This is a genomic window from Kluyvera sp. 142486, from assembly GCF_046569695.1.
Classification (GTDB): Bacteria; Pseudomonadota; Gammaproteobacteria; order Enterobacterales; family Enterobacteriaceae; genus Kluyvera.
In genome coordinates, this window is the sequence record NZ_JBKHUI010000003.1 from 284,671 (window position 1) to 310,979 (window position 26,309).

Sequence of the window (26,309 nt, forward strand, 5' to 3'; positions counted from 1 at the left end):
CGTGGCGCAAATACAGCCAGCGCGCGCGATGTAATGAGTTTTCTGCGGAGTGCTACGGAAAAAAGGGAAGAATTGTGCGTTTTTCAACGCGCATCTCCCCGCTTTCTTTGATCTCTCGTTGTTATTTTATCGATTCAGCTGTAGTAAAATTACGCAAATTTTCTGTCTTTAGAGCATGAGGTTGTCGCAATGTCGGTTACTAAAAAACCTATGGTACTGGTGATTCTGGATGGCTACGGCTACCGCGAAGAGCATCAGGATAACGCTATCTACAGCGCTAAAACTCCGGTTATGGACGCGCTGTGGGCAAAACGTCCGCATACCCTGATCCACGCTTCTGGCCTGGAAGTCGGTCTGCCAGACGGTCAGATGGGTAACTCTGAAGTCGGTCACGTGAACCTGGGTGCAGGTCGCATCGTGTATCAGGACCTGACCCGTCTTGACGTTGAAATCAAAGAGCGCACTTTCTTCGCGAACCCGGTGCTGTCCGGCGCGGTGGATAAAGCAGTTGCTGCGGGCAAAGCGGTACACATCATGGGCCTGCTGTCCGCCGGTGGCGTACACAGCCATGAAGACCACATCATGGCGATGGTCGAACTGGCCGCTGAACGTGGCGCAGAAAAAATCTACCTGCACGCGTTCCTCGACGGTCGCGACACCCCACCGCGCAGCGCGAACGGCTCTCTGCAGAAGTTTGAAGAGAAATTTGCCGCACTGGGCAAAGGCCGCGTTGCCTCCATCATCGGCCGTTACTATGCAATGGACCGTGACAACCGTTGGGATCGCGTTGAACAAGCTTACAACCTGCTGGTTGAAGCCAAAGGCGAATTCCAGGCTGACACCGCGGTTGCCGCGCTGGAAGCAGCCTACGCTCGCGATGAAAACGACGAGTTCGTGAAAGCGACCGTTATCCGCGCAGCCGGCCAGGCCGATGCCGCAATGGAAAATGGCGATGCGCTGATCTTCATGAACTTCCGTGCTGACCGTGCGCGTGAAATCACCCGCGCGTTCGTGAACGCCGACTTCGACGGCTTCAAACGCAACAAAGAAGTGAAGCTGGGCGACTTCATCATGCTGACCGAGTACGCTGCAGACATCAAAGCCCCTTGCGCTTACCCACCAGCCTCCCTGGAAAACACCTTCGGTGAGTGGATGGCGAAGCATGAGAAAACTCAGCTGCGTATCTCCGAAACTGAGAAATACGCTCACGTCACCTTCTTCTTCAACGGCGGCGTAGAAGACCCGTTCAAAGGCGAAGATCGCATCCTGATCAACTCCCCGAAAGTGGCAACCTACGACCTGCAGCCGGAAATGAGCTCCGCTGAGCTGACCGAGAAGCTGGTTGCGGCTATCGAAAGCGGTAAATACGACACCATCATCTGTAACTACCCGAACGGCGATATGGTTGGCCATACCGGCGTGATGGAAGCCGCAGTGAAAGCAGTTGAAGCGCTGGATCACTGCCTGGATGAAGTCACCCGCGCCGTCGAGAAAGTGGGCGGCCAGCTGCTGGTTACCGCTGACCACGGCAACGCTGAGCAGATGCGTGACCCGGCTACCGGCCAGGCCCACACCGCACACACCAGCCTGCCAGTCCCGCTGATCTACGTTGGTGATAAATCCGTGAAAGCGGTGGAAGGCGGTAAGCTCTCCGATATCGCGCCAACCATGCTGACGCTGATGGGGATGGAAATCCCGCAACAGATGACTGGTAAGCCGCTGTTCATCGTGGAATAATCCTTCCCCATGAGGGGAAAGGCGATTTATTCCATTAAATGGGCCGAGGCGACGCTTCGGTCCACGTTCTACGCCAGCGCGCTCAGCGCTGGCGTATTGCTGTGCGCTGCGCCCGCCCATGCGGACGATCGCTCACAGCTCCAGTCTATTCAGGCCGATATCGCCGCCAAAGAGCGCGCGGTACGCCAACAGCAACAGCAGCGCTCCACCCTTCTTGCTCAGCTTAAAGCGCAGGAACAGGCCATTGCCGCTGCCGCGCGCCAGCTGCGCGAAACGCAAAACTCGCTGGCACAGCTCAACGCGCAGATTGCCGAGATGAACGCCTCCATCGCCAGGCTGGAAAAACAGCGTGCGGCGCAGGAGCGGAATCTGGCCGCACAGCTTGATGCGGCATTCCGTCAGGGCGAGCATACGGGTATTCAGCTTATCCTCAGCGGTGAAGAGAGCCAGCGCGGGCAGCGCCTGCAGGCCTACTTTGGCTACCTGAACCAGGCGCGCCAGGAGACTATCGCCGATCTTAAGCAGACCCGCGAAGAAGTCGCCGCACAGAAAACCGAGCTGGAAGAGAAACAGAGCGAACAGCAAACGCTGCTGTACGAGCAAAAGGCCCAGCAGGCCAAACTCGAAGCGGCGCGTAATGAACGCCAGAAAACCATTTCCGGGCTCGAATCCTCTATCCAGGCGGGTCAGCAGCAGCTCGGTGAAATGCGCGCTAACGAATCCCGTCTGCGTAGCAGCATTGCCCGCGCGGAAGCCGCCGCCAAAGCCCGCGCCGAACGTGAAGCGCGTGAAGCCGAGGCCGTGCGCAACCGTCAGCAGGAAGCCACCCGTAAAGGCACCACCTACAAACCTTCCGAAAGTGAACGCTCGCTGATGGCCCGTACCGGCGGCCTGGGTGCGCCACGCGGCCAGGCCTATTGGCCGGTTCGTGGGACCACGTTGCACCGTTATGGCGAACAGCTGCAAGGTGAACTACGTTGGAAGGGGATGGTTATCAGCGCCTCGGAAGGCACCGAAGTGAAAGCCATCGCCGATGGGCGCGTCATTCTTGCCGACTGGCTCCAGGGCTACGGTCTTGTGGTTGTGGTCGAGCACGGTAAAGGCGATATGAGCCTGTACGGTTATAACCAAAGCGCGCTGGTCAGCGTTGGCACACAGGTCCGTGCCGGCCAGCCTATCGCTCTGGTGGGCAACAGTGGCGGTCAAGGCAGACCGTCGCTCTATTTCGAAATTCGCCGTCAGGGTCAGGCGGTCAATCCACTGCCGTGGTTGGGAAGATAAGTTTTGCTTCAATTTCGCAGGGTAGTTCTGCTCAGTGCGCTGGCATTAGCCGCACCGAGTTACGCCGGTAAATTATCAATCGTTATCGATGACTTTGGTTATCGTCCACAGACGGAAAATCAGGTACTGGCGATGCCATCCACCATTTCCGTCGCCGTGTTACCTAACGCTCCTCACGCACGTGAAATGGCCACCAAAGCCCACAACGGCGGGCACGAGGTGCTGATTCACCTGCCGATGGCGCCGCTCAGCAAGCAACCGCTGGAGAAAGACACCCTTCGCCCGGATATGAGCAGCGATGAGATCGAGCGGATTATTCGTGAAGCCGTGGATAAGGTGCCGTACGCCGTCGGGCTGAATAACCATATGGGCAGTGCGATGACCTCCAGCCTGTTCGGGATGCAGAAGGTGATGCAGGCGCTTAGCCGCTACAACCTCTATTTCCTCGACAGCATGACCATCGGCAACAGCCAGGCCATGCGCGCCGCCAATGGTACCGGCGTGAAGGTGATTAAGCGTCGGGTTTTCCTCGACGATACGCAGAACGAAGCGGATATCCGCGTGCAGTTTAATCGGGCTATCGATTTAGCGCGCCGTAACGGTTCGGCTATCGCCATTGGTCACCCGCACCCGACCACCGTCCGCGTTCTGCAACAGATGGTCTACAACCTGCCGTCGGATATCACCCTGGTGCGTCCGAGCAGCCTGCTCAATGAGCCGCAGATTGATACTTCAAAGCCTAACAACAGCCTGCCGCCTCAAAGCCAACCCACCGCACCGCGCAATCCGTTCCGCGGCGTAACGCTCTGCAAGCCGAAAAAACCGCTGGAGCCGGTGTACGCCAGCCGTTTCTTCAACGTGTTAAGCGAGAGCATCACCCACAGCACGCTGGTGCAGTATATACAGCTGCAGTGGCAGGGGTGGCGACAGAGCAGTTAGTCTTTCAGACCCAAGGTTAAATGGGCCAGGCGGCGAGGCGTGAGTGACTTATCGCGCCACTGACCAAAGCGGATGGCCCACAGCATCACCTGATACGCCAGCTTCACGCTGCAAATGTTGCTCACCATCCGTTTAAACATCCCCGAAACATCCACCTCGGCAATCATTCGCTCGCGAATTTTCTGGTCCGGCTCTTTGCGAATGCAGTGGCAGACGCGCAGCGCTTCGTAGATAACCTGTTGTTTAAACTCCGGATATATTGGAATACGCCCGGCGTAGTCGTGGTTCATCTTGTCGAGCAGGCGGGTAATTTTGATGTAATGACGCTGGTAGTCCAGGTTCTTCAGACCGGTACGTGGCAGGCGACTAATGGAAGCGTCATGAAGAAAATATTTGTACAGCGGCACTTCCGTGTAACGCGCACGTTTGGCGTTAAACATGAATTCGGTAGTCCAGATTATATCCTGGTGGTGTAGACCCGAAATAAACGAGAGGCCTGCATCTCTAATGGTTTGATGGCGGTAAACACCCATCCACACCACATGGCGCCAGCGACGGCTCGCGAGCCCTTTACGCAGCCAATCCGGCCCGGTCATGACTTCGGTCGAGCGAATGCGATCGGTAGGAATCGATGCCCAGGTTTTGCCCGTTTCGGCAATACACCAGTCAGCGTTGCACTGCGCCACGTCCAGATTGTCCTTGAGCGCCATATTCATCAGCGTTTCGTACATTTCCGGATAGGCAATGTCATCACCGTCAACGTAGGCAATGTACTCACCCTTTGCGACTTTCATCCCGGTATTTCGCGCCGCAGAAACGCCACCGTTACGCTGATGCAGCAGGTGAACGTGCGGATAGCGATCCGCATAGGATTGGGCGAGTTCTGCCGAGTTATCCGTCGAACCATCGTTAACGATGATTATCTCGATATTCTCCCAGGTTTGCGCGATCAGCGAATCCATACAGGCGATAAACGGCTCACCGGTGTTGTAAAGCGGCATTATGACGCTCAGGAGACCGGGGGTGTAGGTCATATAGAATCCTGCCAGACAGTGTAATTAACGGCAATATTTAACATATTAGACGGCAAAAAGTCAGAGAAAGTGTTGCACTCTATGCTGTGTTAGGGCAAAAAAAATCCCCGGATATTTAACGCTAATAAATACCCGGGGACAACTTTTGTGAAGGCGATTAATCCCAGCTCAGAATCACTTTACCTGACTGACCTGAGCGCATAGCGTCGAAGCCTTTCTGGAAATCGTCAATGCCGAAACGGTGGGTAATGATCGGAGACAGGTCCAGACCAGACTGGAGCAACGCCGCCATTTTGTACCAGGTTTCAAACATTTCTCGACCGTAGATACCTTTAATAAACAGACCTTTAAAGATAACCTTGGTCCAGTCGATAGACATATCAGATGGTGGAATCCCCAGCATCGCGATACGCCCACCATGATTCATGGTGTCGAGCATCGAACGGAACGCCGGCGGTGCTCCGGACATCTCCAGGCCGACATCGAAGCCTTCGGTCATGCCCAGCTCAGCCATTACGTCATTCAGATTCTCTTTGGAGACGTTGACCGCACGGGTGACGCCCATTTTGCGCGCCAGATCCAGACGGTATTCGTTCACGTCGGTGATCACCACGTTACGCGCGCCCACGTGCTTCGCCACTGCCGCCGCCATCACGCCAATTGGGCCTGCGCCAGAGACCAGCACATCTTCGCCCACCAGGTCGAAGGAGAGCGCCGTGTGTACCGCATTGCCGAACGGGTCGAAGATGGACGCCAGATCGTCAGAGATATTGTCCGGGATTTTGAAGGCGTTAAACGCCGGGATCACCAGATATTCTGCGAAACAGCCAGGACGGTTTACGCCCACGCCAATGGTGTTGCGGCACAGGTGCGTACGACCAGCGCGGCAGTTACGGCAGTGACCGCAGGTGATATGACCTTCGCCGGAGACGCGGTCGCCGACCTTAAAGCCACGCACTTCCTGACCCATACCCACGACCTCACCAACATACTCGTGGCCCACCACCATCGGCACCGGAATAGTCTTCTGCGACCATTCATCCCAGTTATAAATATGCACGTCGGTGCCGCAAATGGCGGTTTTGCGAATCTTAATCAGCAGGTCGTTATGGCCGAGTTCCGGTTCAGGAACGTCGGTCATCCAGATCCCTTCTTCCGCTTTCAGTTTGGATAACGCTTTCATCTCACACCCTTAGGCAATGACGCCCAGTTGTTTACCGATGCGGGTAAAGGCTTCCACCGCACGTTCAATTTGTTCCGTCGTATGCGCCGCCGACATCTGGGTGCGAATACGCGCCTGGCCTTTCGGTACGACCGGGAAGAAGAAGCCGGTCACGTAGATCCCTTCTTTTTGCAGTTCGCGGGCAAAGTTCTGTGCGATCACGGCATCGCCCAGCATCACCGGGATAATCGCGTGATCGGCACCTGCCAAAGTGAAACCTGCTGCGGACATTTTTTCGCGGAACAGACGTGCGTTTGCCCACAGGCGATCGCGCAGTTCAGCGCCAGACTCCACCATCTCCAGCACTTTGATAGAGGCGGCGACAATGGCTGGCGCCAGAGAGTTAGAGAACAGGTAAGGACGGGAACGCTGACGCAACCACTCCACCACCTCTTTACGGGCAGCGGTATAGCCGCCGGACGCGCCGCCGAGCGCTTTACCCAGCGTACCGGTGATAATGTCTACACGGCCCATCACGTCGCAGTATTCGTGGGAGCCACGGCCGCCCTCGCCAACAAAACCAACGGCATGGGAGTCATCAACCATGACCAGCGCATCGTATTTGTCTGCCAGGTCGCACACCCCTTTCAGGTTAGCAATCACGCCGTCCATAGAGAACACGCCGTCGGTGGCAATCAGCACGTGACGCGCACCGGCTTCACGGGCTTCTTTCAGACGTTCTTCCAGTTCCTGCATATCGTTGTTGGCGTAGCGGAAACGCTTCGCTTTGCACAGGCGCACGCCGTCAATGATAGAGGCATGGTTAAGCGCATCGGAGATAATGGCGTCTTCAGCGCCCAACAGCGTCTCAAACAGGCCACCGTTGGCGTCGAAACAGGAGGAGTACAGAATCGCATCTTCCATACCGAGGAAGCTGGCCAGCTTCTGCTCAAGCACCTTGTGGCTGTCCTGGGTACCGCAGATGAAACGAACGGAGGCCATACCAAAACCGTGGCTGTCCATACCGGCTTTCGCGGCGTTAATCAGCTCAGGGTGATTCGCCAGGCCAAGGTAGTTGTTGGCACAGAAGTTGATGACGTGGCTGCCGTCGCCCACGGTGATATCCGCCTGCTGGGCAGACGTAATAATGCGCTCTTCTTTAAACAACCCTTCCGCACGTGCAGTTGCCAGATCGTTCGTTAACTGCTTATAAAAATTCCCACGCATTGCTATTCTCCAGACTGGGCAAATTTCAGCACATATTACCCAAAGCTATTGGTTTGTTCGAGATGACTCATCATGACTTGTCTAAAATGCAGCATAAATCACGTATACCCACATCACCTTTCAGGAATGACAGGGCTGGCATCACCAACCAGCTTTACGTGGACACGTCATCAATGACTTGAGACGTTGATGGTGGTGCCATGGTAAATCCCGCCATGGCAAAAGCCTTATTAACCTTAATGATATAGTTATCTTCGTAGAATTCCTCAATCGCCTGCTGAATCTGCTCACCGGCAGGCAACGCTTTTCCATCAACGATCTCCTGCAGCAAGGAAACAAATTTTTCCGGCTCATCAGTAGGGTATAAATTCCCGTTTATCCCTTCTGCGATAATGTCTGCTGGCCCCGTTTCACAATTAGAGCTAATGGCATAAACACCGTGAGCGCTGGCTTCAACCAGAACCATAACAAAACCTTCAAAATGAGAGGTTAGCACCAGGCAAGTGATATTTTTCAGCGTGTTTTGAATATATTCCCACGGTGATTTCTGCCAACCATGCCAGTGAATATTTTCACTAATCCCCAACGTTTCAGCTAACGCCTTTAAGGTATCAACATCCGGGCCGGTGCCGATAATATCTAAGGACCACGCCCCCTTAACCTCAGCCAGCCCGTTGAAAAGACCACGTACGTTTTTCTGTCCGTCGGCAACTATCCTGCCAACATACACAAACCGGGCATGCTTCTCAGAGATAGGGATGCGGGTATCACATCGCGCAACGGGGTTGTAAATCGTTGCTATAGTGCTTTTTTCTATTCCCATCTCAATGAGTTGCCGAGTTATTCCCGAGCTAATCGAAAGGTGATAGTCAGCTTTATTAATGTATTTTATTTTTTTCTTGTAGTTATTCTTATAGAAATCAAAAATTGAAAAATGGAACCAGGAAAATATTTTGACCTGCTTGTCCATATGCATTCTTGCAACGTGACTGATGTAACATGAAAGTGTATCCAGAGATATGATTACATCAGGTTTTTCCTGAAGGATAATTTTCCGCAAGCCATAAGCAAAACTCAATCTTCTTAGTTTTGTTATTTTTATATTTGAAGAGAGACGGCAATAGCGCTGCCCCATGAGCCAGTTATCATTAACAGGACTGTTATTATTTTTCTTGAAGAAAACAAAAGAGACATCAATATCAGGATTTTGCATCCGCAGCAGATTCACCAGATTAATACATACCGTCTCCATACCGCCGAGACCACTGGTTTCATAACCCGTGATAATTATTTTCATAAGTTGCATATAGTATTTTATTCCAAACGCCGATTGTCAGCCCTGACACAGTGCCCTACTTTACTTATTCATTCGTTGGTGGCTCCGGAAAAGTCGGCACTGCGTCCCTGAACACCCATTGACGTCGTCATCATACACTACTAGCCCCAAACCATTTCAACTAAGAATGGCTGAAACGATAGCCAGTACAAATGCCACAGCACTACATGACGCGACGTACTGCTGAAGCCAACGCTATGTAGTGATATGATTAGAGACATTCGTGTCTGAGATTGTCTCTGACTCCATAATTCGAAGGTTACATTTATGATCATCGTTACCGGCGGCGCGGGCTTTATCGGCAGCAACATCGTTAAGTCACTAAATGAAAAAGGCATCACTGATATTCTGGTGGTGGATAACCTAAAAGATGGCACCAAGTTCGTGAACCTGGTCGACCTGGACATCGCCGACTACATGGATAAAGAAGACTTTCTGATCCAGGTAATGGCCGGTGAAGAGTTCGGCGAAATCGAAGCGGTCTTCCACGAAGGTGCCTGCTCCTCTACCACCGAGTGGGACGGTAAGTACGTGATGGATAACAACTATCAGTACTCCAAAGAGCTGCTGCACTACTGCCTGGAGCGTGAAATTCCGTTCCTGTACGCTTCTTCCGCAGCCACCTACGGCGGCCGCACCAGCGACTTCATCGAATCCCGCGAGTTCGAAAAACCGTTGAACGTGTACGGCTACTCCAAATTCCTGTTCGACGAATACGTACGTCGCATCATGCCAGAAGTAGACTCGCCAATCGTTGGCTTCCGTTACTTCAACGTTTACGGCCCGCGTGAAGGTCACAAAGGCAGCATGGCAAGCGTCGCTTTCCACTTGAACACCCAGTTAAACAACGGCGAGAGCCCGAAACTGTTCGAAGGCAGCGACGGCTTCAAGCGTGACTTCGTCTACGTTGGCGACGTTGCGGCAGTAAACCTGTGGTTCTGGGAAAACGGTAAATCCGGCATCTTTAACCTGGGTACCGGCCGCGCAGAATCCTTCCAGGCCGTTGCGGACGCCACCCTGGCGTACCACAAGAAAGGCAGCATCGAATACATTCCGTTCCCGGATAAACTGAAAGGCCGCTATCAAGCATTTACTCAGGCCGATCTGACCAACCTGCGCGCAGCAGGTTACGATAAGCCGTTCAAGACCGTCGCCGAAGGCGTAACGGAATATATGGCCTGGCTGAACCGCGACGCGTAAGAAGTTAGCATGAAAATACTGGTGATCGGCCCGTCATGGGTGGGCGACATGATGATGTCGCAAAGTCTCTATCGCACGCTCAAGGCGCGCTATCCCCAGGCGATAATCGACGTGATGGCACCCGCATGGTGCCGTCCGCTATTATCGCGGATGCCGGAAGTTAATGAAGCGATCGCCATGCCTTTAGGGCACGGAGCGCTGGAAATTGGCGAACGGCGCAAGCTCGGTCATAGCCTGCGTGAAAAGCGCTACGACCGCGCGTACGTCCTGCCTAACTCGTTTAAATCAGCATTGGTGCCGTTCTTTGCGGGTATTCCGCTGCGAACCGGCTGGCGTGGAGAAATGCGCTACGGCCTGCTGAATGACGCGCGCGTGCTGGATAAAGACGCCTGGCCGCTGATGGTCGAGCGCTACGTCGCGCTGGCTTATGACAAAGGCGTGATGCGCTGCGCCAAAGATCTGCCGCAGCCTCTGCTATGGCCGCAGTTGCAGGTTAACGAAGGGGAGAAATCCCTGGCCTGTAACGCGTTCTCGCTTTCCAGTGAACGTCCGATGATTGGCTTTTGTCCCGGTGCTGAGTTTGGCCCAGCCAAGCGCTGGCCACACTATCACTACGCGACGCTGGCAAAACAGCTCATTGATGAAGGTAACCAGATTGTCCTCTTCGGTTCGGCAAAAGATCACGAAGCCGGTAATGAGATCATCGCTTCACTAAGCGACGAACAAAAAGGCTGGTGCCGCAATCTGGCCGGTGAAACCCAGCTAGAACAGGCAGTCATCCTGATTGCCGCCTGCAAGGCTATCGTCACCAATGACTCTGGCCTGATGCACGTTGCCGCCGCGCTTAATCGCCCGCTGGTCGCGCTCTACGGGCCAAGCAGTCCTGACTTTACGCCGCCGCTCTCTAATAAGGCGCGCGTAATTCGTCTTATCACCGGCTATCACAAGGTGCGTAAAGGTGATGCCGCTCAGGGTTATCATCAGAGCCTTATCGATATTACCCCGGCCCGCGTGCTGGAAGAGCTTAATGCACTGCTAGCAAGCGAGGAAGCCTGACGCATGCGGGTTCTGATTGTCAAAACATCCTCCATGGGTGACGTGCTGCACACGCTGCCCGCGTTAACCGATGCCATGCGCGCCCTTCCCGGCATTCGCTTTGATTGGGTTGTTGAAGAAGGCTTCGCACAGATCCCGTCCTGGCACGAAGCCGTCGATCGCGTCATTCCAGTAGCGATTCGCCGCTGGCGTAAAGCGTGGTTCTCTGCGCCTATCAAAGCTGAGCGTAAAGCGTTTAAAGAAGCGGTTCAGGCCGTCGACTACGACGCGGTCATTGACGCTCAAGGCCTGGTAAAAAGCGCTGCGCTGGTCACTCGGCTCGCCCATGGCATCAAAAATGGCATGGACTGGAGTACCGCGCGTGAACCGCTGGCCAGTCTGTTCTATAACCGTAAGCACCATATCGCTAAAGCGCAGCATGCCGTGGAACGGACACGCGAACTGTTTGCCAAAAGCCTGGGGTATGCCAAACCGGAAGCTCAGGGCGATTACGCCATTGCCCGGCATTTCCTGAATGAAGGCAATGCTGATGCTGGGCGGTATGCTGTATTCCTGCACGCCACCACTCGTGATGACAAGCATTGGCCCGAGGCGAAGTGGCGGGAGCTTATTGGGTTACTACATCACGCAGGAATACGTATTAAGCTCCCCTGGGGGGCGCCACATGAAGAGGCGCGCGCCAGACGCCTGGCAGAGGGATTTGATTACGTCGACGTTTTACCGCGAATGAGCCTTGGAGATGTAGCCAGGATCTTAGCAGGCGCTAAGTTTGTTATATCCGTTGATACCGGATTAAGCCATTTGACCGCCGCACTAGATCGGCCGAATGTTACGCTATATGGCCCTACAGACCCTGGTTTGATTGGGGGTTACGGAAAGAATCAGGTCACATGTCGTGCCCCGGAAGGGAAGCTAGCTATGCTTGAACCCACTCAGGTTTATTCTCACATAGCATTGCTGTAATTTTTGGTGCTCATCATCGCAGATATGTTAAACGTGCATTGATACTATCGCTTGCTGATTTAACATATCTGCAGATTAATAAAACTATTTTATTGTAGCGTATTTCGCCCACGGTTAAGTGGGATTGCAGCCATTTACTTCCACCAACATAACCCGAGAAGAATCCGTCGGGAATGCCAGTATGAAGATGAAATTAAACGTCTAATAAACGATTTCTTCTTTTTCTTACGATTTTTTATCTCTTGACGCTCTTTCTCTAACCAACTTCCGGATAACTCTTCAGGATGATGGACAAAGTTTGCCATGTATATATCCGAGAAATAGCCCTGCCGCATCAGATACGCCCATTCATCTATGATGAAAAAGTTACTTTCAAAACGGGAAGCGAGTTTTTGAGCCATTTCAGAATTCATTAAATAACCACAGGCTCGCAAAACATACCCATGACCAAATATAACCTTACCGAAGGTCTGCCCACCAATTCGTTTAAGTTTAATTAAATTCAAGACAACTTTATTCTTATATCTTAAGCCATCCTGCCCACCAAGTAGATATAACGCATCTTTCTTGAGAACACTTTCATCGACAGTCGATATAAACTCCTTAAAGTTTTTATCGATTATTGCATCATCCTCAAGAATGCAGACCCAGTCTTGTCCACTCTGCAAAAACTGTTTAAATGCCTTCATATGACTTAATGAGCAACCAAGTTCACCATCAGTTGGTTTATGGTTTACTCTGTGCTGAAACTCAGTTAGCGGTATCTTAGACTTTTCTTCGGCAGACAAGGTCTTGCCATAAAGAGCATCAACAAATGAATATTCAATATTTAATTCATTCATTATGTCTGATACGCGCTCCCGTCGGGTATCATCAAAAGGAAGTGAAATGACCAGCACGTGCATGAGTTCAAACCCTCTAATAAAAATTAAGCCAGCACCGTCACCATGAAAGATATATTGACAATTACTGGCCAACTGAATAAATTTAATTAACTATTCTATGTAGTTATAGAAAATCTATTATTTCGTATTTATAGTTTATTTTTTGATGTATGGTTAATAATTTTATCAGTCTTTCTTGCATAGGTTGCAAAGAGGCCTGACTCATCACGAATGATTGTATTCATGTCTTTTTCGAAGTATATCTTCAAGAATCTAAAATAGTCTCTGTGCGTTAAACCGATATTTAACGAGGAGAAGTACAAGCCAATCAGATCTTTATTTCGCCAACGAATAGGCACCGCATTTCTTATCTGAGCCCGGTGCAAATCAATAACCGAGAGTTTAAACGCATTACCTTCAAAATTGGCCGGTTGATGCAATAAAAAGTGGCAGAGATAGCAATCTCGGTGATTAACACCACCCTGATGCATTTTTCTGACCATAACGGCAAGACGCTCAATTAATGCCATTTTAATTTTTCGTGACGGTGGATTCGCCAGCCAATCTGCACAATAATCTTCCAGGCTAATCGCCGGGCTCAGATCCTCAGTGATAATAAATGAGATACGATTAAGTGGATTAAGACCTTGCTGCCCGAAGCCCACACCGTACATTGTATCGACATCCAATTCCTGCAAACGATGGATAGCATTCCATTCTCTATCAGCCCCTAATACAGGCAAGCGTAAAGAGAATAAGTTCTTGATCACTTCCTTCAGTTTAGTTCCCTGGTGCCATTTCAGAAAATAGCTTTTCCCTGCAGTCTCAAACCTTATCGTTCTACGCGTTTCGAGCTGTCTAAATGTTTCTCCCTGCAACTTCTGCACTTCAGAAAAAACATTTTTCCCTTTCCACAAGGATAAAAAAGGCTCTTTTAACTCAACCATGGCCACCGCCTATAATAATATCAGCTGCTTTCTCAGGTAGACTATAAAGGTCTTGAGTATCAGCAAAGTGTTGTGCATTTTCTTTCCATGCAACTCTTTGCCCTGAGTCAGTTAAAGAAAAACAAACAGCTTCATTCAATGATTTTTGTTCAAACGGTTCATCAATAACAATACCGCAATTAGCATCTTTAATATAATGGGCGTAGCCGCAAACTGCAGTTGTTATGACAGGTAAACCCGCTGCAATTGCTTCAACCAACACGATCCCTGCGGCTTCCTGGTATGCCGGATGAATCAAGAGATCGGCAGCTGCCATTAACTCAGAGACATCATTACGACCGGGGAAGAACTTGATGTTGTCAGCAATGCCACACTCTGTTGCCAGCTTTATATAGCGCTCGGGCTTATCCTGACCAACAACAAACAGAATCGTTTGTTTGCGGACAAGTTCTGGTAAGGAAGCCATCGCCTTGATAGTTCTGTCGACACCCTTACGGGTAAAATCAGATCCAATTTGTATAATTAGATACTGGGAATCACTGATATCATTTTCTTTCCGGAAAATAGCTCTACAGTTTGGTGCCTGAGAGCTATATTTTCTGTCAGGGTAAATTCCCGGAGGGAGGATATGGAAACGTGTTATCTCAGTCTGATAATGTTTCTGAAAATCAGCAATTTGCTTATCTGTTAGCATCAACAGTTGTGTTGATGTCCCTGCAGCAAATGTTGCTTTCTCAAAGGCTGCATAATGCCGGTATCGTGGCGTCAGACGATAGAGAAGACCTTTTTCTTGCGCGACTTTTTCTGCGTAACAAACATCAGCAGCATAATAAACATCTAACCCTGGCATTTTATTAAAGCCGACAACCCGTACTACTGGATTACTCTCAAGATGTTTACTTACCCAGCGATGATACTCTGCATTTTTCCCGTTATTGGAGCATGATTTCACAGGAACAATTATTATCTCCAGGCTATCTGGAATATCTCCTTGCCATGATTGCGTGTAAACCCGCACATGGTGCCCGCGTGCTGCAACAGTCGACGCGATGCGTAAAAAATCACGCTGCAACCCACCAAAAGGGAAATATTTATACAAACAGAAGGCAATATCCATTTTATATATCCGGATGCTTTATTAATCGATTTTAGGTAACCGTGACTGTATGGCTTCAATCACGTCTTCTGCAGGTATAGCAGATAAATATTTCTTACTTCGATCAAGGTTCTCACGCGCAGGCATGGGTTGATAATCACCAGCCCAAAATTGCGTCACATCATCAGACCATGGTCGCCATGCAATATGATCGGTAGCGCCGAATAGGCAAATGATGGGGGTTTTAACAGCTGCAGAGATATGCATCGGGGCTGAGTCTACACCAATGAAAAGTACAGCATGATTAATTAATGCAGCAAGCTCTGGGAATGTTGTTTTACCGGCGATTTCAGTTAAGGGCTTAGTTTCACATCCCCTGGCAATCTCATCGACACAGGCAAGATCGCTTGCACCGGGTCCGGAAGTCAGTACAACCAGATATCCCAAACGATGTATCGCATCGATCACCTGGGAGAATCTCTCATTCTCCCACGATTTGAATTCTTGTCTCGCCGTTGGCTGTATAACAACATACTTCCGAGTATCAACTTGAGGAAGTTTTTTCCGAACGGATTGCCATACTGGCTCCCCATAAACCATTTTCAGTACTGGGACTGATTCCTTTAGGTTTAATGGCATCAGAACAGACAAATTACGTTCAACCCAATGTTCTCCACTTAGAGGAACGTGATGGGTAAAGCTATCACGCCAGAATTTCTTATTTCTATGAGAAAAATCATGAGTTAATTTTATTGAGCAATCCAGGCAGCGACACAGTAAAGCGACTATCCACTGATCGGTAAGATTAACCACTAAATCATAATGATTACCGCGCAATACTCTGATCAGCATTAAGAAGTTTTTTGCTTTTTCAAGAACAGAACTCTTCTTATTTTTTATCCCATACAATGCATGGATGTCAGGATTTTCAGATAAAATTGGAATAGTATCTTCGTAGAGCAGAACATCAATATCTGCATCAGGATAATTTTTTTTAAGCGTACTGATGACCGGTGTGGTTAGTAACATATCACCGTGAAAGCGCATTTTTATTACCAGGATCTTTTTCACACTATACCCTTTCAGGTTATTGTTAATTTCAAATCACGCTACCGCCCCAGGCTCAACAGCTACCTGTGTACTGCAGATCACACCATCGCATTTATTGCTTATATTATACCACTATTCACTTGACAATTCGATATCTATGAAAAGTTCTATGTGAAATAGAAAACAAATAAATAGCTTCAATATATAAATATATCGATTATATTATGAATATTGAGCCTATGATCTTAAATATTCCACATAGGCTCATTTTATATTAACTCGTCACTTTGACTGGTTCATTTTTTTCATACAGCATCACAATGGCTATACTGTATAAAAAGAATACGTTTATGAACATTTGTTCAAATAAGCAATATACCAGAATGTAACCAACTAGAGAACAAAGTAATGAAATACTGAAAATATCTTTTTGGGTTCTAGCACGGCCATATATATCTTTAAATGTAATGTAAAAAGCCGACACAAATAAAAGCAGTCCAATTACCCCTAAATTATAAAGAACTATTATAAAAAATGGTTCATCTATATTGTAGCCTTTATTTTTTTCAGAATATACGCCTGGATTTTTCGGCGCATTGTGGTCCTCTAAATATTGGTTATATGTAGCATTTCCGTACCCAATACCAAAGACAACATTATTGATATTCTCCATTACCAGAGGAAAGCGGTCAGTGATGAGCTCATCGCGACTGGAGGTTACGTTTTTCATTTGAAGAGTTTGATCAACTTTTCTTTTTACCTGATCCACTGTATTGTAAGTCCCGACCAGCAAAACAGACATTATAATTAGCAGACTGCAGGTAGCTACCATAAATCTCTTAAGAGTTTTACTCACAAGAAATGAGAGCATGAAAATCTCTACAACAATAGCTAAGATCCCCCCCCGACTTCCGGTATATAATAAAAAGACAAATGCAAGCGCAGAAACGATATACAATGCTGCTTTAAGAAAAGCATTCTTTAATAAAACAGCCCCGGTCAATACAAAAGGGAATAGCATAACGACATAGAATGCGAAACCATAGCGAAGCTGTAGATACAATTCCTGTTGGTTATTTTTTATAATTCTTAAAATTGGCACAACTAAGACAATATAGGATAGCGTAAGCATCGCTCCAATCACAAAAAAATGTCTCAGTGAGGTTTTATATTTGCTGAATGCACCAAAAAACAACATCATTACCAACGGGTAACGCCAGTCTTTTATCAATATGCTATAGGCATGGAGAAATTTATTTTCATAGGTGAAAAATGCAATACAGAAAACACACCATAACGTGAAGAGTAGCAGTATCTTTCTCTTTTGAATGAGGTCTAAAATATTTTTTTTAATTTCGACGTCGTTGACTTTGACATAATAAAGAGATAAAAGAACAGCGATTACAGAGGTTATATTTAGCACCCCTTGATTATCAATCGTAAATAAACCAAAGATCATTAGCACCAAAACTATCTTGCTTAAAATCAAGGTGTTATCATTTTGACCATATCTTACTTGATTCATAAAACTGAAATCTCACCCATTAAAATTGCCTTATTAATCAATAACAAGCGTTTAAACATACGATTCATAGGACATATCTTATTATAAAAAACCGTAAAAATCCCCTATTAATTTTGTCTCTTCGTCTCACCGTGCGTCTTCGTTTTCCTTGCAAGAGAGAACCACATAACACAATGATTAATATATAAAATTTATCATGTGACTATCTCTTTCCTTCCTTTGCAGATTGTTCTATCCTATGCCAACAGAATAGCTACTTTATCTAACATAAACACCAGTGCGCTCTGAAAAATAAAAGGAATAAATGTGAAAGACAATATAATAAAATATATTAAGAATGCACATATTGAAAATGATGATCCAACAAATACATGTGTCAATATTACCTATGGTGCTGATAGGCCTTTTCTTTATGGCACAGGTGTTTCGATTACATCTGTCCTTTTAAATAATCGCGATATTAACTTCCACTTTCATATTTTTACTAATTACCTTGATGAACATCAACTTCATCTTTTTTATACCCTGACAAAACAATATAATACTCGTATCACATTTTATGTATTAGATGACAATGAATTAAAAAACCTACCTACTGCATCTAAGGCATGGAATTATTCAATCTATTTTAGACTTATTGCGATTGATTACTTTGCAGATAAATTAAACAATATTATATATCTTGATTCTGATATTATATGTAAAGAGAGTCTTGCTCCCTTACTCAAAGAAGAGTTCAACGGCAATGTATTAATGGCTGTTCATGACAGATTTGTCGATACCTCTGCTGTTGCCGGTATCAATCCTGACCTATACTTCAACTCAGGATTCATGTACTTCAATCTTCCAGAATTAAAAGATATTAATTTGACTTTACAGGTCATTACAAAGGTCAATGAAAATCGTTTTTCACACCCCGATCAGGACGCACTGAATGTCCTCTTCAACGATCGTGTAAAAATTTTGGATCATAAGTTTAATTCATTCTTTAACATCGACACATTGGCCAAAAAAGGTGGTGATGCCTTTAAAATCACACCACAAACGGTATTCATACACTATGTTGGTGTCACTAAACCCTGGCATGACTGGGCGCAATTTTATGCTGAAGTAGAATACTTCAATGTCGCCAGAGAAAACTCACCCTGGAAAGACATTCCATTATTAGCACCTACTACATATAAACAACTGTCGAGAAAAAGCACACATTTAAAACACAATGGCCACGTTCTTGGTTCCTTTATTTTCTATATCAAATATTTGGTTAAAAAATACCAAGCGAAGAAAAGTCGCTAATAAACCGATACTCTGCTTTCATGAATGGTGATATTTTCGTCATATTTTATCAGGAGATCGTTTTTTAAGCCCATAACCATTCTTTTTTAGCCTTTCGCTGCTGAGATGACAAAGTGGGGCAACATGACTCAGGCCCCCCTTCTCATGATCCGTACAGTTTCCTCAAAAAATCAGCAAAAATGATGGTAAAGCCATAGTTAAATACATAGAATCCCCAGCACATCCATAAGCCAGCTACTCTATATGCTCGAATTGCTTTACACCGCCCTCCTCTACCTTATCCAGCCTCTCATCTGGGTACGGCTTTGGGTGCGCGGACGTAAAGCTCCAGCCTATCGCAAACGCTGGGGTGAACGTTATGGTTTCTATCGCCAGCCGCTTAAACCCGGTGGCATTATGCTGCACTCCGTTTCCGTTGGTGAAACCCTGGCAGCCATCCCACTGGTTCGCGCGTTGCGCCATCGTTATCCAGATTTGCCGATTACGGTGACCACCATGACCCCAACCGGGTCTGAGCGCGTTCAGTCGGCCTTTGGCAAAGACGTTCAGCATGTCTACCTACCTTATGATTTACCGGATGCTCTGAATCGCTTCCTCGATAAGATTGACCCTAAGCTAGTGCTTATCATGGAAACTGAGCTGTGGCCGAACCTGATTGCCGCACTGCATCGCCGTCATATTCCGCTGGTTATCGCCAACGCCCGCCTTTCCGAGCGTTCTGCTGCTGGTTACGCTAAGCTTGGCTCGTTCGTGCGTACGCTGTTGCAGCGCATTACGCTAATTGCGGCGCAGAACGAAGAAGACGGTAAGCGCTTTGTCGCGCTCGGTGCCAAAAATAGCCAGGTGACGATTACCGGTAGCCTGAAGTTTGATATCTCGGTAACGCCTCAGTTAGCGGCCAGAGCCGTCACGCTGCGTCGCCAATGGGCCCCGCATCGTCCGGTATGGATTGCCACCAGCACCCATGATGGCGAAGAGAGTATTATCATTGCCGTGCATAAAGCGCTGCTGCTGCAATACCCCGACCTGCTGTTGATTCTGGTACCTCGTCATCCAGAACGTTTTCCGGATGCCATCAACCTCACTCGTCAGGCAGGTCTGAGCTATACTACTCGCTCTTCCGGCGAAGTCCCTTCTGCCACCACCCAAGTGGTGATTGGCGACACGATGGGTGAACTGATGCTGCTATACGGCATTGCCGACCTGGCGTTTGTCGGCGGTTCACTGGTTGAACGTGGCGGGCATAACCCGCTGGAAGCTGCCGCCCACGCCATTCCTGTGCTGATGGGGCCGCATACTTTCAACTTCAAAGATATCTGCGCTCGCCTGGAGCAGGCCAGTGGCCTGATTACGGTCACCGATGCCGCCAGCCTTGAGAAAGAAGTAGCTTCGCTGTTAGCCGATGAAGACTACCGTAGTTTCTATGGCCGTCATGCCGTTGAGGTTCTTTACCAGAATCAGGGCGCGCTACAGCGTCTGCTACAACTTCTGGAGCCTTACCTGCCACCGAAAACGCATTGAGGATGACTATGCAAAAACGGGCGATTTATCCAGGCACCTTCGATCCTATCACCAACGGTCACCTTGATATCGTGACCCGTGCGGCATGCATGTTTGACCACGTCATCCTCGCCATTGCGGCCAGTCCCAGTAAAAAACCGATGTTCGATCTGAGCGAGCGCGTGGCGCTGGCCCAGCAGGCAACGGCGCATCTTGATAACGTTGAAGTTATGGGCTTTAGCGACCTGATGGCCAACTTTGCGCGGGCACAGCAGGCCAATATTCTGATTCGCGGCCTGCGCGCCGTGGCTGACTTCGAGTATGAAATGCAGCTGGCGCATATGAATCGCCACCTGATGCCGGAGCTGGAAAGCGTCTTCCTGATGCCATCCAAAGAGTGGTCGTTTATCTCGTCTTCGCTGGTGAAAGAGGTGGCACGTCATAATGGTGATGTGACCCATTTCCTGCCGGTAAACGTGCATCAGGCATTGATGGAGAAGCTGAAGTAGGCTTCTCTGCCGTTCCCGGCGGCACTTCGCTTGGCCGGGCTACTGGTATGAGTTACTTCTGGCACTGCTTACAATAAAACGTTGCCCGCTGCGCATGCTTGCTCGCCACAATTGGCGTACCGCATACCCGACACGCTTCTCCTTTGCGCCCATACACCTGCAACTCCTGAGCGAAATAGCCCGGCTTACCGTCGCTTTGCAGGAAGTCTTTTAGCGTCGTCCCACCTTGCTCAATCGATCGTGCCAGCACCGCTTTGATCGCGTCTACCAGCCGTTCGCCCTCTTCTCTTGAGAGCGATGAAGCAAGCCGATCCGGGTGGATCCGCGCGGCAAACAGCGATTCGCTGGCGTAGATATTCCCCACGCCCACTACCAGCTTGTTATCCATCAGCCAGGGTTTGATCGCCGTTTTCTTCTTCGCACACTTCGTTAGCAGATAATCGGCGTTAAATTCCGCGCTGAGCGGCTCAGGGCCGAGATGGGCGAGCACGCTGTGCCCTTCCAGCTCCGTGGTCCATAGCCAGGCGCCAAAGCGACGTGGGTCGGTATAGCGCAGCACTTTGCCGTTACTCATCACCAGGTCTACGTGGTCATGTTTTTCTGCGGGGAGCTCTTCAGATAGGATACGCAGGCTGCCAGACATCCCCAGATGGATAATTATCCATCCGTCGGGCAGTTCAAGCAGAAGGTACTTTGCGCGTCTCTGGACGCTCAGGACGGGCTTATCGCTCAGTCGGTAGATTTCATCAGAGACAGGCCAGCGCAGGCGGCCGTTGCGAATAACAACGTACTGGATGGCGGCACCAACCAGGTGTGGTTCAATACCCCGGCGGCTGGTTTCAACTTCAGGTAATTCAGGCATAGCGTCTCCAACTCAAATACAGATCTCTCTATTATGGGGACGCGCAGAAAACAAAAAACCCCGCCAAGGCGAGGTTTTTCGTGACATCAAAACTAAAATTATTTGATTTTAGCTTCTTTGTACAGAACGTGCTGACGGACAACTGGATCGAACTTTTTCAGTTCCAGTTTTTCCGGCTTAGTACGTTTGTTCTTCGTGGTGGTATAGAAGTGACCAGTACCAGCAGAAGAAACCAGCTTGATTTTCTCGCGAATACCTTTAGCCATGATTTATTTCCTCTTTAAGTACTTAGTACTTTTCGCCACGGGCACGCAGTTCGGACAGAACTGTATCGATGCCTTTCTTATCAATAACACGCATACCTTTAGCAGATACACGCAGGGTGACAAAACGCTTCTCGCTCTCAACCCAGAAACGGTGAGAGTGCAGGTTCGGCAGGAAACGGCGTTTAGTCGCGTTCAGTGCGTGGGAACGGTTGTTACCGGTCACCGGACGCTTGCCAGTAACTTGGCAGACTCGGGACATGTCTATTCTCCAAAAATCAAATTAGCTCGAGCTTCGTATGGGGTATCGGCGCCTCGTCAGGCTTTACAGCCCGGTCATCGCGTAGTTCTAAGTGAACTCTCGATTGCCAGGCCCAAATGCCAAACCCGAGATTCTCAAAGGTGGCGTAGTATACGCTGACACGAGGATATGCTCAAGTCCCGAACAGACAAAGATCCCGGTGGATCGCGTAATAATCCGCTAAATCCAGCCTCGTTCGGCAAAAGAAACATACTCACCGCGGCCAATAACCAGATGGTCTAGTACACGTACATCCATGAATTGGCAACACTTTACCACTCTTTCGGTGATAAGTCTGTCTGATTTACTCGGTTCGGCATTTCCTGATGGATGATTATGCGCAAGGATCACCGCCGCGGCATTCACTTTGATGGCTTCTCGTACAATTTCACGCGGGTGAACCTCCACATGGCTCAACGTTCCGGAAAAAAGCCGGCTATGTTTCAGGACCTTGTGCCGGTTATCGAGGAAGATGACCACAAAAATTTCTCTTTCCTCATCGGCCAACTGACTTTGTAAAAATTCTCGCGCCAGTTCCGGGCTCAACAGGGAATCCTCTTCCAGCACCCGCACGCTGAAGTAGCGACGCGCCAGTTCGGCGATACCCTTAAGCTGAGCATATTTGGCAATCCCCATCCCATCAATCTGGGTCATCTCCTCCTCGCTGGCAGAGAGTAGCCGGTAGAGCGACCCAAAGTGCCGAAGCAGGTCGTGGGAATAGCGCATCACGCTTTTTTCACGCGTCCCCGTACGTAAAAACAGCGCCAGCAGCTCGGTATCCGATAGCGTTTCAATACCATACCGCTGCATCTTTTCCCGCGGCATCATCGCTTCTGCACTCTCCATAATGGCCTCCTTCCGATAGCTGTCGCTATGCTGTCACAACGCGTACTGCGCCGCACGACCGGAATCTTACGCTTGCGTAGCGACTCGCAAAGTGTCGATGTCACAAGCGCACGACCCCGAAAGGATTGTGATAAAATACGCGGATTCTGGTGTACCCCTAACAGGAAAGAATCATGATGAGCCTGGCCGGTAAAAAAATTGTTCTTGGCGTCAGCGGCGGCATTGCTGCCTACAAAACGCCGGAGCTCGTACGTCGCCTGCGCGACCGCGGCGCCGATGTGCGCGTTGCCATGACGGAAGCCGCAAAAGCTTTCATCACCCCGCTGAGCCTGCAAGCCGTCTCCGGCTATCCAGTCTCCGACAGCCTGCTCGATACCGCTGCTGAGGCCGCGATGGGCCATATTGAGCTGGGAAAATGGGCTGACCTCGTGATTCTGGCACCAGCTACGGCTGACCTTATTGCCCGCGTGACCGCGGGGATGGCAAATGACCTGGTCTCGACTATCTGTCTCGCCACACCGTCTCCCGTTGCCGTAGTGCCTGCCATGAATCAACAGATGTACCGCGCTGCCGTCACTCAGCACAATCTTGAGGTATTGGCCTCGCGGAATATGCTCATCTGGGGCCCAGACAGCGGCAGTCAAGCCTGTGGTGATGTCGGCCCGGGGCGCATGCTCGACCCGCTGACCATCGTTGATATGGCGGCCGCGCACTTTTCGCCCGTCAAAGATTTGCAACATCTGAACATCATGATTACCGCTGGCCCAACTCGCGAGCCGCTGGATCCCGTACGCTACATCACCAACCATAGCTCCGGGAAAATGGGCTTTGCGATTGCCGAAGCTGCCGCACAGCGCGGCGCCAACGTTACGCTGGTCAGCGGCCCGGTATCTCTGCCAACGCCAGCCTTCGTGCAGCGCGTTGATGTAGCGACCGCTGAGGAGATGAACGCGGCCGTTCAGGCTGGCGTCGCCGGGCAACATATTTTCATCGGCTGTGCCGCCGTCGCAGACTATCGCGCTGCCGTGATTGCCGACGAAAAAATTAAGAAGCAGGACACTCAGGGTGATGAATTTACAATAAAAATGGTGAAAAACCCGGACATCGTTGCCGGTGTTGCCGCACGAAAAACAGCTCGACCTTATGTCGTAGGGTTTGCTGCCGAAACGAATAATGTGGAAGAATATGCGCGACAAAAGCGTAGCCGCAAGAACCTTGATCTGATTTGTGCCAACGACGTTTCACAATCAAATCAAGGCTTTAATAGCGATAACAATGCATTGCATCTTTTCTGGCAGGACGGCGAGAAGCGCTTACCACTCGCCAGTAAGTCACTCCTGGGCCAACTATTATTGGACGAGATCGTTACCCGTTATGATGAAAAAAATCGACGTTAAGATTCTGGACTCGCGTATTGGTCAGCAGTTCCCGCTGCCGACCTATGCCACTGCTGGCTCAGCAGGCCTTGACCTGCGCGCCTGTCTTGATGACGCCGTAGAGCTGGCGCCGGGCGAAACCACTTTACTGCCAACCGGTCTGGCGATTCACATTGCCGACCCTTCCCTGGCCGCTGTGATGCTGCCTCGCTCTGGCCTGGGTCACAAACATGGTATCGTGCTGGGCAACCTGGTCGGGCTGATTGACTCCGACTACCAGGGTCAGCTGATGGTTTCCATCTGGAACCGTGGGCAAACGACCTTCACCATTGAGCCTGGCGAACGCGTTGCGCAAATGGTGTTTGTTCCTGTCGTACAGGCCGAGTTTAATCTGGTTGAATCGTTTGAAGCCACCGATCGTGGCGAAGGTGGTTTTGGCCACTCCGGGCGTAAATAACGCGCCCTAAGGCGCATCCGCCCAGCGCGGTGCGCCCGTTTTCACGTATCTCACGGTGTCATAATGCGAATACATCACTGCAAATTATGATTGCGGTCGCCGTGTGGATGCTCGCCTGACAATTGTTTTATTTTCAGGGGTATTTTAGAACATGGCAGAAAAGCAAACTGCGAAAAGGAATCGTCGCGAGGAAATACTTCAATCCCTGGCGTTGATGCTTGAATCCAGCGACGGTAGCCAACGTATCACCACGGCCAAACTGGCCGCCTCCGTTGGTGTTTCTGAAGCAGCGCTGTACCGGCATTTCCCTAGCAAGACCCGCATGTTCGATAGCCTCATCGAGTTTATCGAAGATAGCCTGATTACCCGTATCAACCTGATCCTCAAAGACGAGAAGGACACCACCGCGCGTTTACGCCTGATTGTGCTGCTGATTCTTGGTTTTGGCGAACGCAATCCGGGGCTGACCCGTATTCTGACCGGCCATGCGCTCATGTTTGAGCAGGATCGCCTGCAGGGACGAATCAACCAGCTGTTTGAACGTATTGAAGCTCAGCTGCGCCAGGTGCTGCGCGAACGGAAAATGCGGGAAGGTGAAGGTTACGAAACGGATGAAACGCTGCTGGCAAGTCAACTGCTTGCCTTCTGCGAGGGTATGCTGTCACGCTTTGTACGCAGTGAATTCAAATACCGACCAACGGACGATTTTGATGCCCGTTGGCCGCTGATCGTTGCGCAACTGCAGTAACGCTTTCAAATAACCCGGCATCCGCCGGGTTATTTTTTTATACGCCGTATGCCTCGCGATAAGCGCGTACCGACGCCAGATGTTCCGCCATTTCCGGTTTTTCTTCCAGATAAGCAATCAGATCTTTCAGCGTGATGATCGAGATAACCTCACAGCCATAGTCACGTTCAACTTCCTGGATCGCGGAAATTTCGCCACGCCCACACTCCTGGCGATCCAAAGAGATCAGCACGCCGGCAAGCTTCGCACCGTTGGCCTGGATAATCTCCATCGATTCACGGATCGCGGTACCCGCGGTGATCACATCGTCCACCAGCATCACGCGCCCGGCCAGCGCGCTACCCACCAGATTGCCGCCTTCACCGTGGTCTTTAGCTTCTTTGCGATTAAAGCAGTACGGATAATCACGGTCGTGATGTTCCGCCAGCGCAACTGCCGTGGTTGTGGCAATCGGGATGCCTTTGTAGGCAGGGCCAAACAGCAGATCGAACTCAATACCGGAATCCACCAGCGCTTCGGCATAAAAACGGCCTAACAGTGCCAGATCGCGCCCGGTATTAAACAGCCCGGCGTTGAAGAAATAGGGGCTCTTGCGCCCGGATTTCAGCGTAAATTCGCCAAACTTAAGTACCTGCTTGTTAAGCGCAAACTCAATAAACTGGCGCTGATACGGTTTCATGGATTCGCTCCTCATCTCACTTTAATACGGACAAA

The 26,309-nt window shown here is 49.7% G+C and carries 26 protein-coding genes; 12 read left to right on the top strand and 14 right to left on the bottom strand.

All coding sequences use genetic code 11. The features are described from left to right. The first annotated feature begins 189 nt into the window (after positions 1-189). From gpmM to ACLGE8_RS05450, 3 genes are read left to right on the top strand one after another with little or no spacing between them, the layout of a single operon-like run. A complete protein-coding gene (gpmM, locus tag ACLGE8_RS05440) occupies positions 190-1,737 on the top strand; it encodes a 2,3-bisphosphoglycerate-independent phosphoglycerate mutase (protein WP_410997024.1) in 1,548 nt (515 codons plus the stop codon). Between the two features lie 9 nt (positions 1,738-1,746). Next, on the top strand, positions 1,747-3,018 hold the full coding sequence (gene envC / locus ACLGE8_RS05445; RefSeq protein ID WP_410997026.1) for a murein hydrolase activator EnvC: 1,272 nt from the start codon (positions 1,747-1,749) through the stop codon (positions 3,016-3,018). Positions 3,019-3,021: 3 nt separating this feature from the next. Further along, positions 3,022-3,957: a divergent polysaccharide deacetylase family protein gene (locus ACLGE8_RS05450; RefSeq protein ID WP_410997028.1), complete on the top strand. Its 936-nt coding sequence runs from the start codon at positions 3,022-3,024 to the stop codon at positions 3,955-3,957. Here the strand turns inward: ACLGE8_RS05450 and ACLGE8_RS05455 are convergent. The 4 genes from ACLGE8_RS05455 to ACLGE8_RS05470 all read right to left on the bottom strand — a co-directional run bounded on the left by ACLGE8_RS05455 (position 3,954) and on the right by ACLGE8_RS05470 (position 8,686). Then, positions 3,954-4,991 (bottom strand): glycosyltransferase, encoded by a 1,038-nt coding sequence (locus ACLGE8_RS05455; RefSeq protein WP_410997030.1) that lies wholly within the window; start codon positions 4,989-4,991, stop codon positions 3,954-3,956. The two genes, ACLGE8_RS05450 and ACLGE8_RS05455, sit on opposite strands and share 4 nt — an antisense overlap. A 157-nt stretch (positions 4,992-5,148) precedes the next feature. After that, on the bottom strand, positions 5,149-6,174 hold the full coding sequence (gene tdh, locus ACLGE8_RS05460) for an L-threonine 3-dehydrogenase (protein WP_410997032.1): 1,026 nt from the start codon (positions 6,172-6,174) through the stop codon (positions 5,149-5,151). 9 nt (positions 6,175-6,183) lie between these two features. Further along, positions 6,184-7,380 (bottom strand): glycine C-acetyltransferase, encoded by a 1,197-nt coding sequence (gene kbl, locus ACLGE8_RS05465; RefSeq protein WP_220440702.1) that lies wholly within the window; start codon positions 7,378-7,380, stop codon positions 6,184-6,186. 154 nt (positions 7,381-7,534) lie between these two features. Beyond that, positions 7,535-8,686: a glycosyltransferase gene (locus tag ACLGE8_RS05470; RefSeq protein ID WP_410997034.1), complete on the bottom strand. Its 1,152-nt coding sequence runs from the start codon at positions 8,684-8,686 to the stop codon at positions 7,535-7,537. 297 nt (positions 8,687-8,983) lie between these two features. On the opposite strand from ACLGE8_RS05470, the gene rfaD reads away from it, so the two are divergent. From rfaD to rfaC, 3 genes are read left to right on the top strand one after another with little or no spacing between them, the layout of a single operon-like run. Next, on the top strand, positions 8,984-9,916 hold the full coding sequence (gene rfaD, locus ACLGE8_RS05475; protein ID WP_410997035.1) for an ADP-glyceromanno-heptose 6-epimerase: 933 nt from the start codon (positions 8,984-8,986) through the stop codon (positions 9,914-9,916). A gap of 9 nt (positions 9,917-9,925) precedes the next feature. Then, positions 9,926-10,972, top strand: coding sequence for an ADP-heptose--LPS heptosyltransferase RfaF (rfaF, locus tag ACLGE8_RS05480; RefSeq protein WP_410997036.1), 1,047 nt, complete (start codon positions 9,926-9,928; stop codon positions 10,970-10,972). A gap of 3 nt (positions 10,973-10,975) precedes the next feature. After that, positions 10,976-11,935: a lipopolysaccharide heptosyltransferase RfaC gene (gene rfaC, locus ACLGE8_RS05485; protein ID WP_410997037.1), complete on the top strand. Its 960-nt coding sequence runs from the start codon at positions 10,976-10,978 to the stop codon at positions 11,933-11,935. A gap of 134 nt (positions 11,936-12,069) precedes the next feature. On the opposite strand, the gene ACLGE8_RS05490 is transcribed toward rfaC, so the two are convergent. From ACLGE8_RS05490 to ACLGE8_RS05510, 5 genes are all read right to left on the bottom strand, one after another. Further along, entirely contained in the window at positions 12,070-12,840 is a 771-nt protein-coding gene (locus ACLGE8_RS05490; RefSeq protein ID WP_410997038.1) for a glycosyltransferase family 25 protein, read from the bottom strand. Positions 12,841-12,968: 128 nt separating this feature from the next. Next, positions 12,969-13,766, bottom strand: a complete 798-nt coding sequence (gene rfaP / locus ACLGE8_RS05495) for a lipopolysaccharide core heptose(I) kinase RfaP (RefSeq protein ID WP_410997039.1) — start codon at positions 13,764-13,766, stop codon at positions 12,969-12,971. Then, positions 13,759-14,883, bottom strand: coding sequence for a glycosyltransferase family 4 protein (locus ACLGE8_RS05500; protein WP_410997040.1), 1,125 nt, complete (start codon positions 14,881-14,883; stop codon positions 13,759-13,761). The genes rfaP and ACLGE8_RS05500 overlap by 8 nt, the downstream gene beginning before the upstream one ends. A gap of 21 nt (positions 14,884-14,904) precedes the next feature. After that, positions 14,905-15,909 carry a lipopolysaccharide core heptosyltransferase RfaQ gene (gene rfaQ, locus ACLGE8_RS05505; RefSeq protein WP_410997127.1) on the bottom strand — a complete coding sequence of 335 codons (1,005 nt, stop codon included), beginning with the start codon at positions 15,907-15,909 and terminating at the stop codon, positions 14,905-14,907. 277 nt (positions 15,910-16,186) lie between these two features. Further along, positions 16,187-17,437: an O-antigen ligase family protein gene (locus ACLGE8_RS05510; protein ID WP_410997041.1), complete on the bottom strand. Its 1,251-nt coding sequence runs from the start codon at positions 17,435-17,437 to the stop codon at positions 16,187-16,189. A 306-nt stretch (positions 17,438-17,743) separates the two neighbouring features. On the opposite strand from ACLGE8_RS05510, the gene ACLGE8_RS05515 reads away from it, so the two are divergent. The 3 genes from ACLGE8_RS05515 to coaD all read left to right on the top strand — a co-directional run bounded on the left by ACLGE8_RS05515 (position 17,744) and on the right by coaD (position 20,742). Further along, positions 17,744-18,733, top strand: a complete 990-nt coding sequence (locus tag ACLGE8_RS05515; protein WP_410997042.1) for a glycosyltransferase — start codon at positions 17,744-17,746, stop codon at positions 18,731-18,733. 243 nt (positions 18,734-18,976) lie between these two features. Next, positions 18,977-20,254, top strand: a complete 1,278-nt coding sequence (gene waaA / locus ACLGE8_RS05520; protein ID WP_410997043.1) for a lipid IV(A) 3-deoxy-D-manno-octulosonic acid transferase — start codon at positions 18,977-18,979, stop codon at positions 20,252-20,254. A gap of 8 nt (positions 20,255-20,262) precedes the next feature. Then, positions 20,263-20,742 carry a pantetheine-phosphate adenylyltransferase gene (coaD, locus tag ACLGE8_RS05525; protein WP_410997044.1) on the top strand — a complete coding sequence of 160 codons (480 nt, stop codon included), beginning with the start codon at positions 20,263-20,265 and terminating at the stop codon, positions 20,740-20,742. Between the two features lie 52 nt (positions 20,743-20,794). Here coaD and mutM read toward each other — a convergent pair whose 3' ends face one another. The 4 genes from mutM to radC all read right to left on the bottom strand — a co-directional run bounded on the left by mutM (position 20,795) and on the right by radC (position 23,014). Next, positions 20,795-21,604: a bifunctional DNA-formamidopyrimidine glycosylase/DNA-(apurinic or apyrimidinic site) lyase gene (gene mutM, locus ACLGE8_RS05530; protein WP_410997046.1), complete on the bottom strand. Its 810-nt coding sequence runs from the start codon at positions 21,602-21,604 to the stop codon at positions 20,795-20,797. A 98-nt stretch (positions 21,605-21,702) separates the two neighbouring features. Beyond that, on the bottom strand, positions 21,703-21,870 hold the full coding sequence (rpmG, locus tag ACLGE8_RS05535) for a 50S ribosomal protein L33 (protein ID WP_003024094.1): 168 nt from the start codon (positions 21,868-21,870) through the stop codon (positions 21,703-21,705). A gap of 22 nt (positions 21,871-21,892) precedes the next feature. Then, positions 21,893-22,129: a 50S ribosomal protein L28 gene (gene rpmB, locus ACLGE8_RS05540; protein WP_002436699.1), complete on the bottom strand. Its 237-nt coding sequence runs from the start codon at positions 22,127-22,129 to the stop codon at positions 21,893-21,895. Positions 22,130-22,348: 219 nt separating this feature from the next. Then, positions 22,349-23,014, bottom strand: coding sequence for a RadC family protein (gene radC / locus ACLGE8_RS05545; protein ID WP_410997051.1), 666 nt, complete (start codon positions 23,012-23,014; stop codon positions 22,349-22,351). A gap of 176 nt (positions 23,015-23,190) precedes the next feature. Here radC and coaBC point away from each other — a divergent pair, with 176 nt between their 5' ends. The 3 genes from coaBC to slmA all read left to right on the top strand — a co-directional run bounded on the left by coaBC (position 23,191) and on the right by slmA (position 25,595). Beyond that, on the top strand, positions 23,191-24,411 hold the full coding sequence (gene coaBC / locus ACLGE8_RS05550) for a bifunctional phosphopantothenoylcysteine decarboxylase/phosphopantothenate--cysteine ligase CoaBC (protein WP_410997129.1): 1,221 nt from the start codon (positions 23,191-23,193) through the stop codon (positions 24,409-24,411). Continuing rightward, the gene (dut, locus tag ACLGE8_RS05555; RefSeq protein WP_185667490.1) at positions 24,389-24,847 is read left to right on the top strand and encodes a dUTP diphosphatase; all 459 of its coding nucleotides are present in this window, start codon (positions 24,389-24,391) and stop codon (positions 24,845-24,847) included. The genes coaBC and dut overlap by 23 nt, the downstream gene beginning before the upstream one ends. A 151-nt stretch (positions 24,848-24,998) precedes the next feature. Further along, complete coding sequence (gene slmA, locus ACLGE8_RS05560) at positions 24,999-25,595, top strand: nucleoid occlusion factor SlmA (protein WP_064540962.1); 597 nt, start codon at positions 24,999-25,001, stop codon at positions 25,593-25,595. Between the two features lie 37 nt (positions 25,596-25,632). Here slmA and pyrE read toward each other — a convergent pair whose 3' ends face one another. Continuing rightward, positions 25,633-26,274, bottom strand: a complete 642-nt coding sequence (pyrE, locus tag ACLGE8_RS05565; RefSeq protein WP_410997053.1) for an orotate phosphoribosyltransferase — start codon at positions 26,272-26,274, stop codon at positions 25,633-25,635. Positions 26,275-26,309 lie beyond the last annotated feature (35 nt).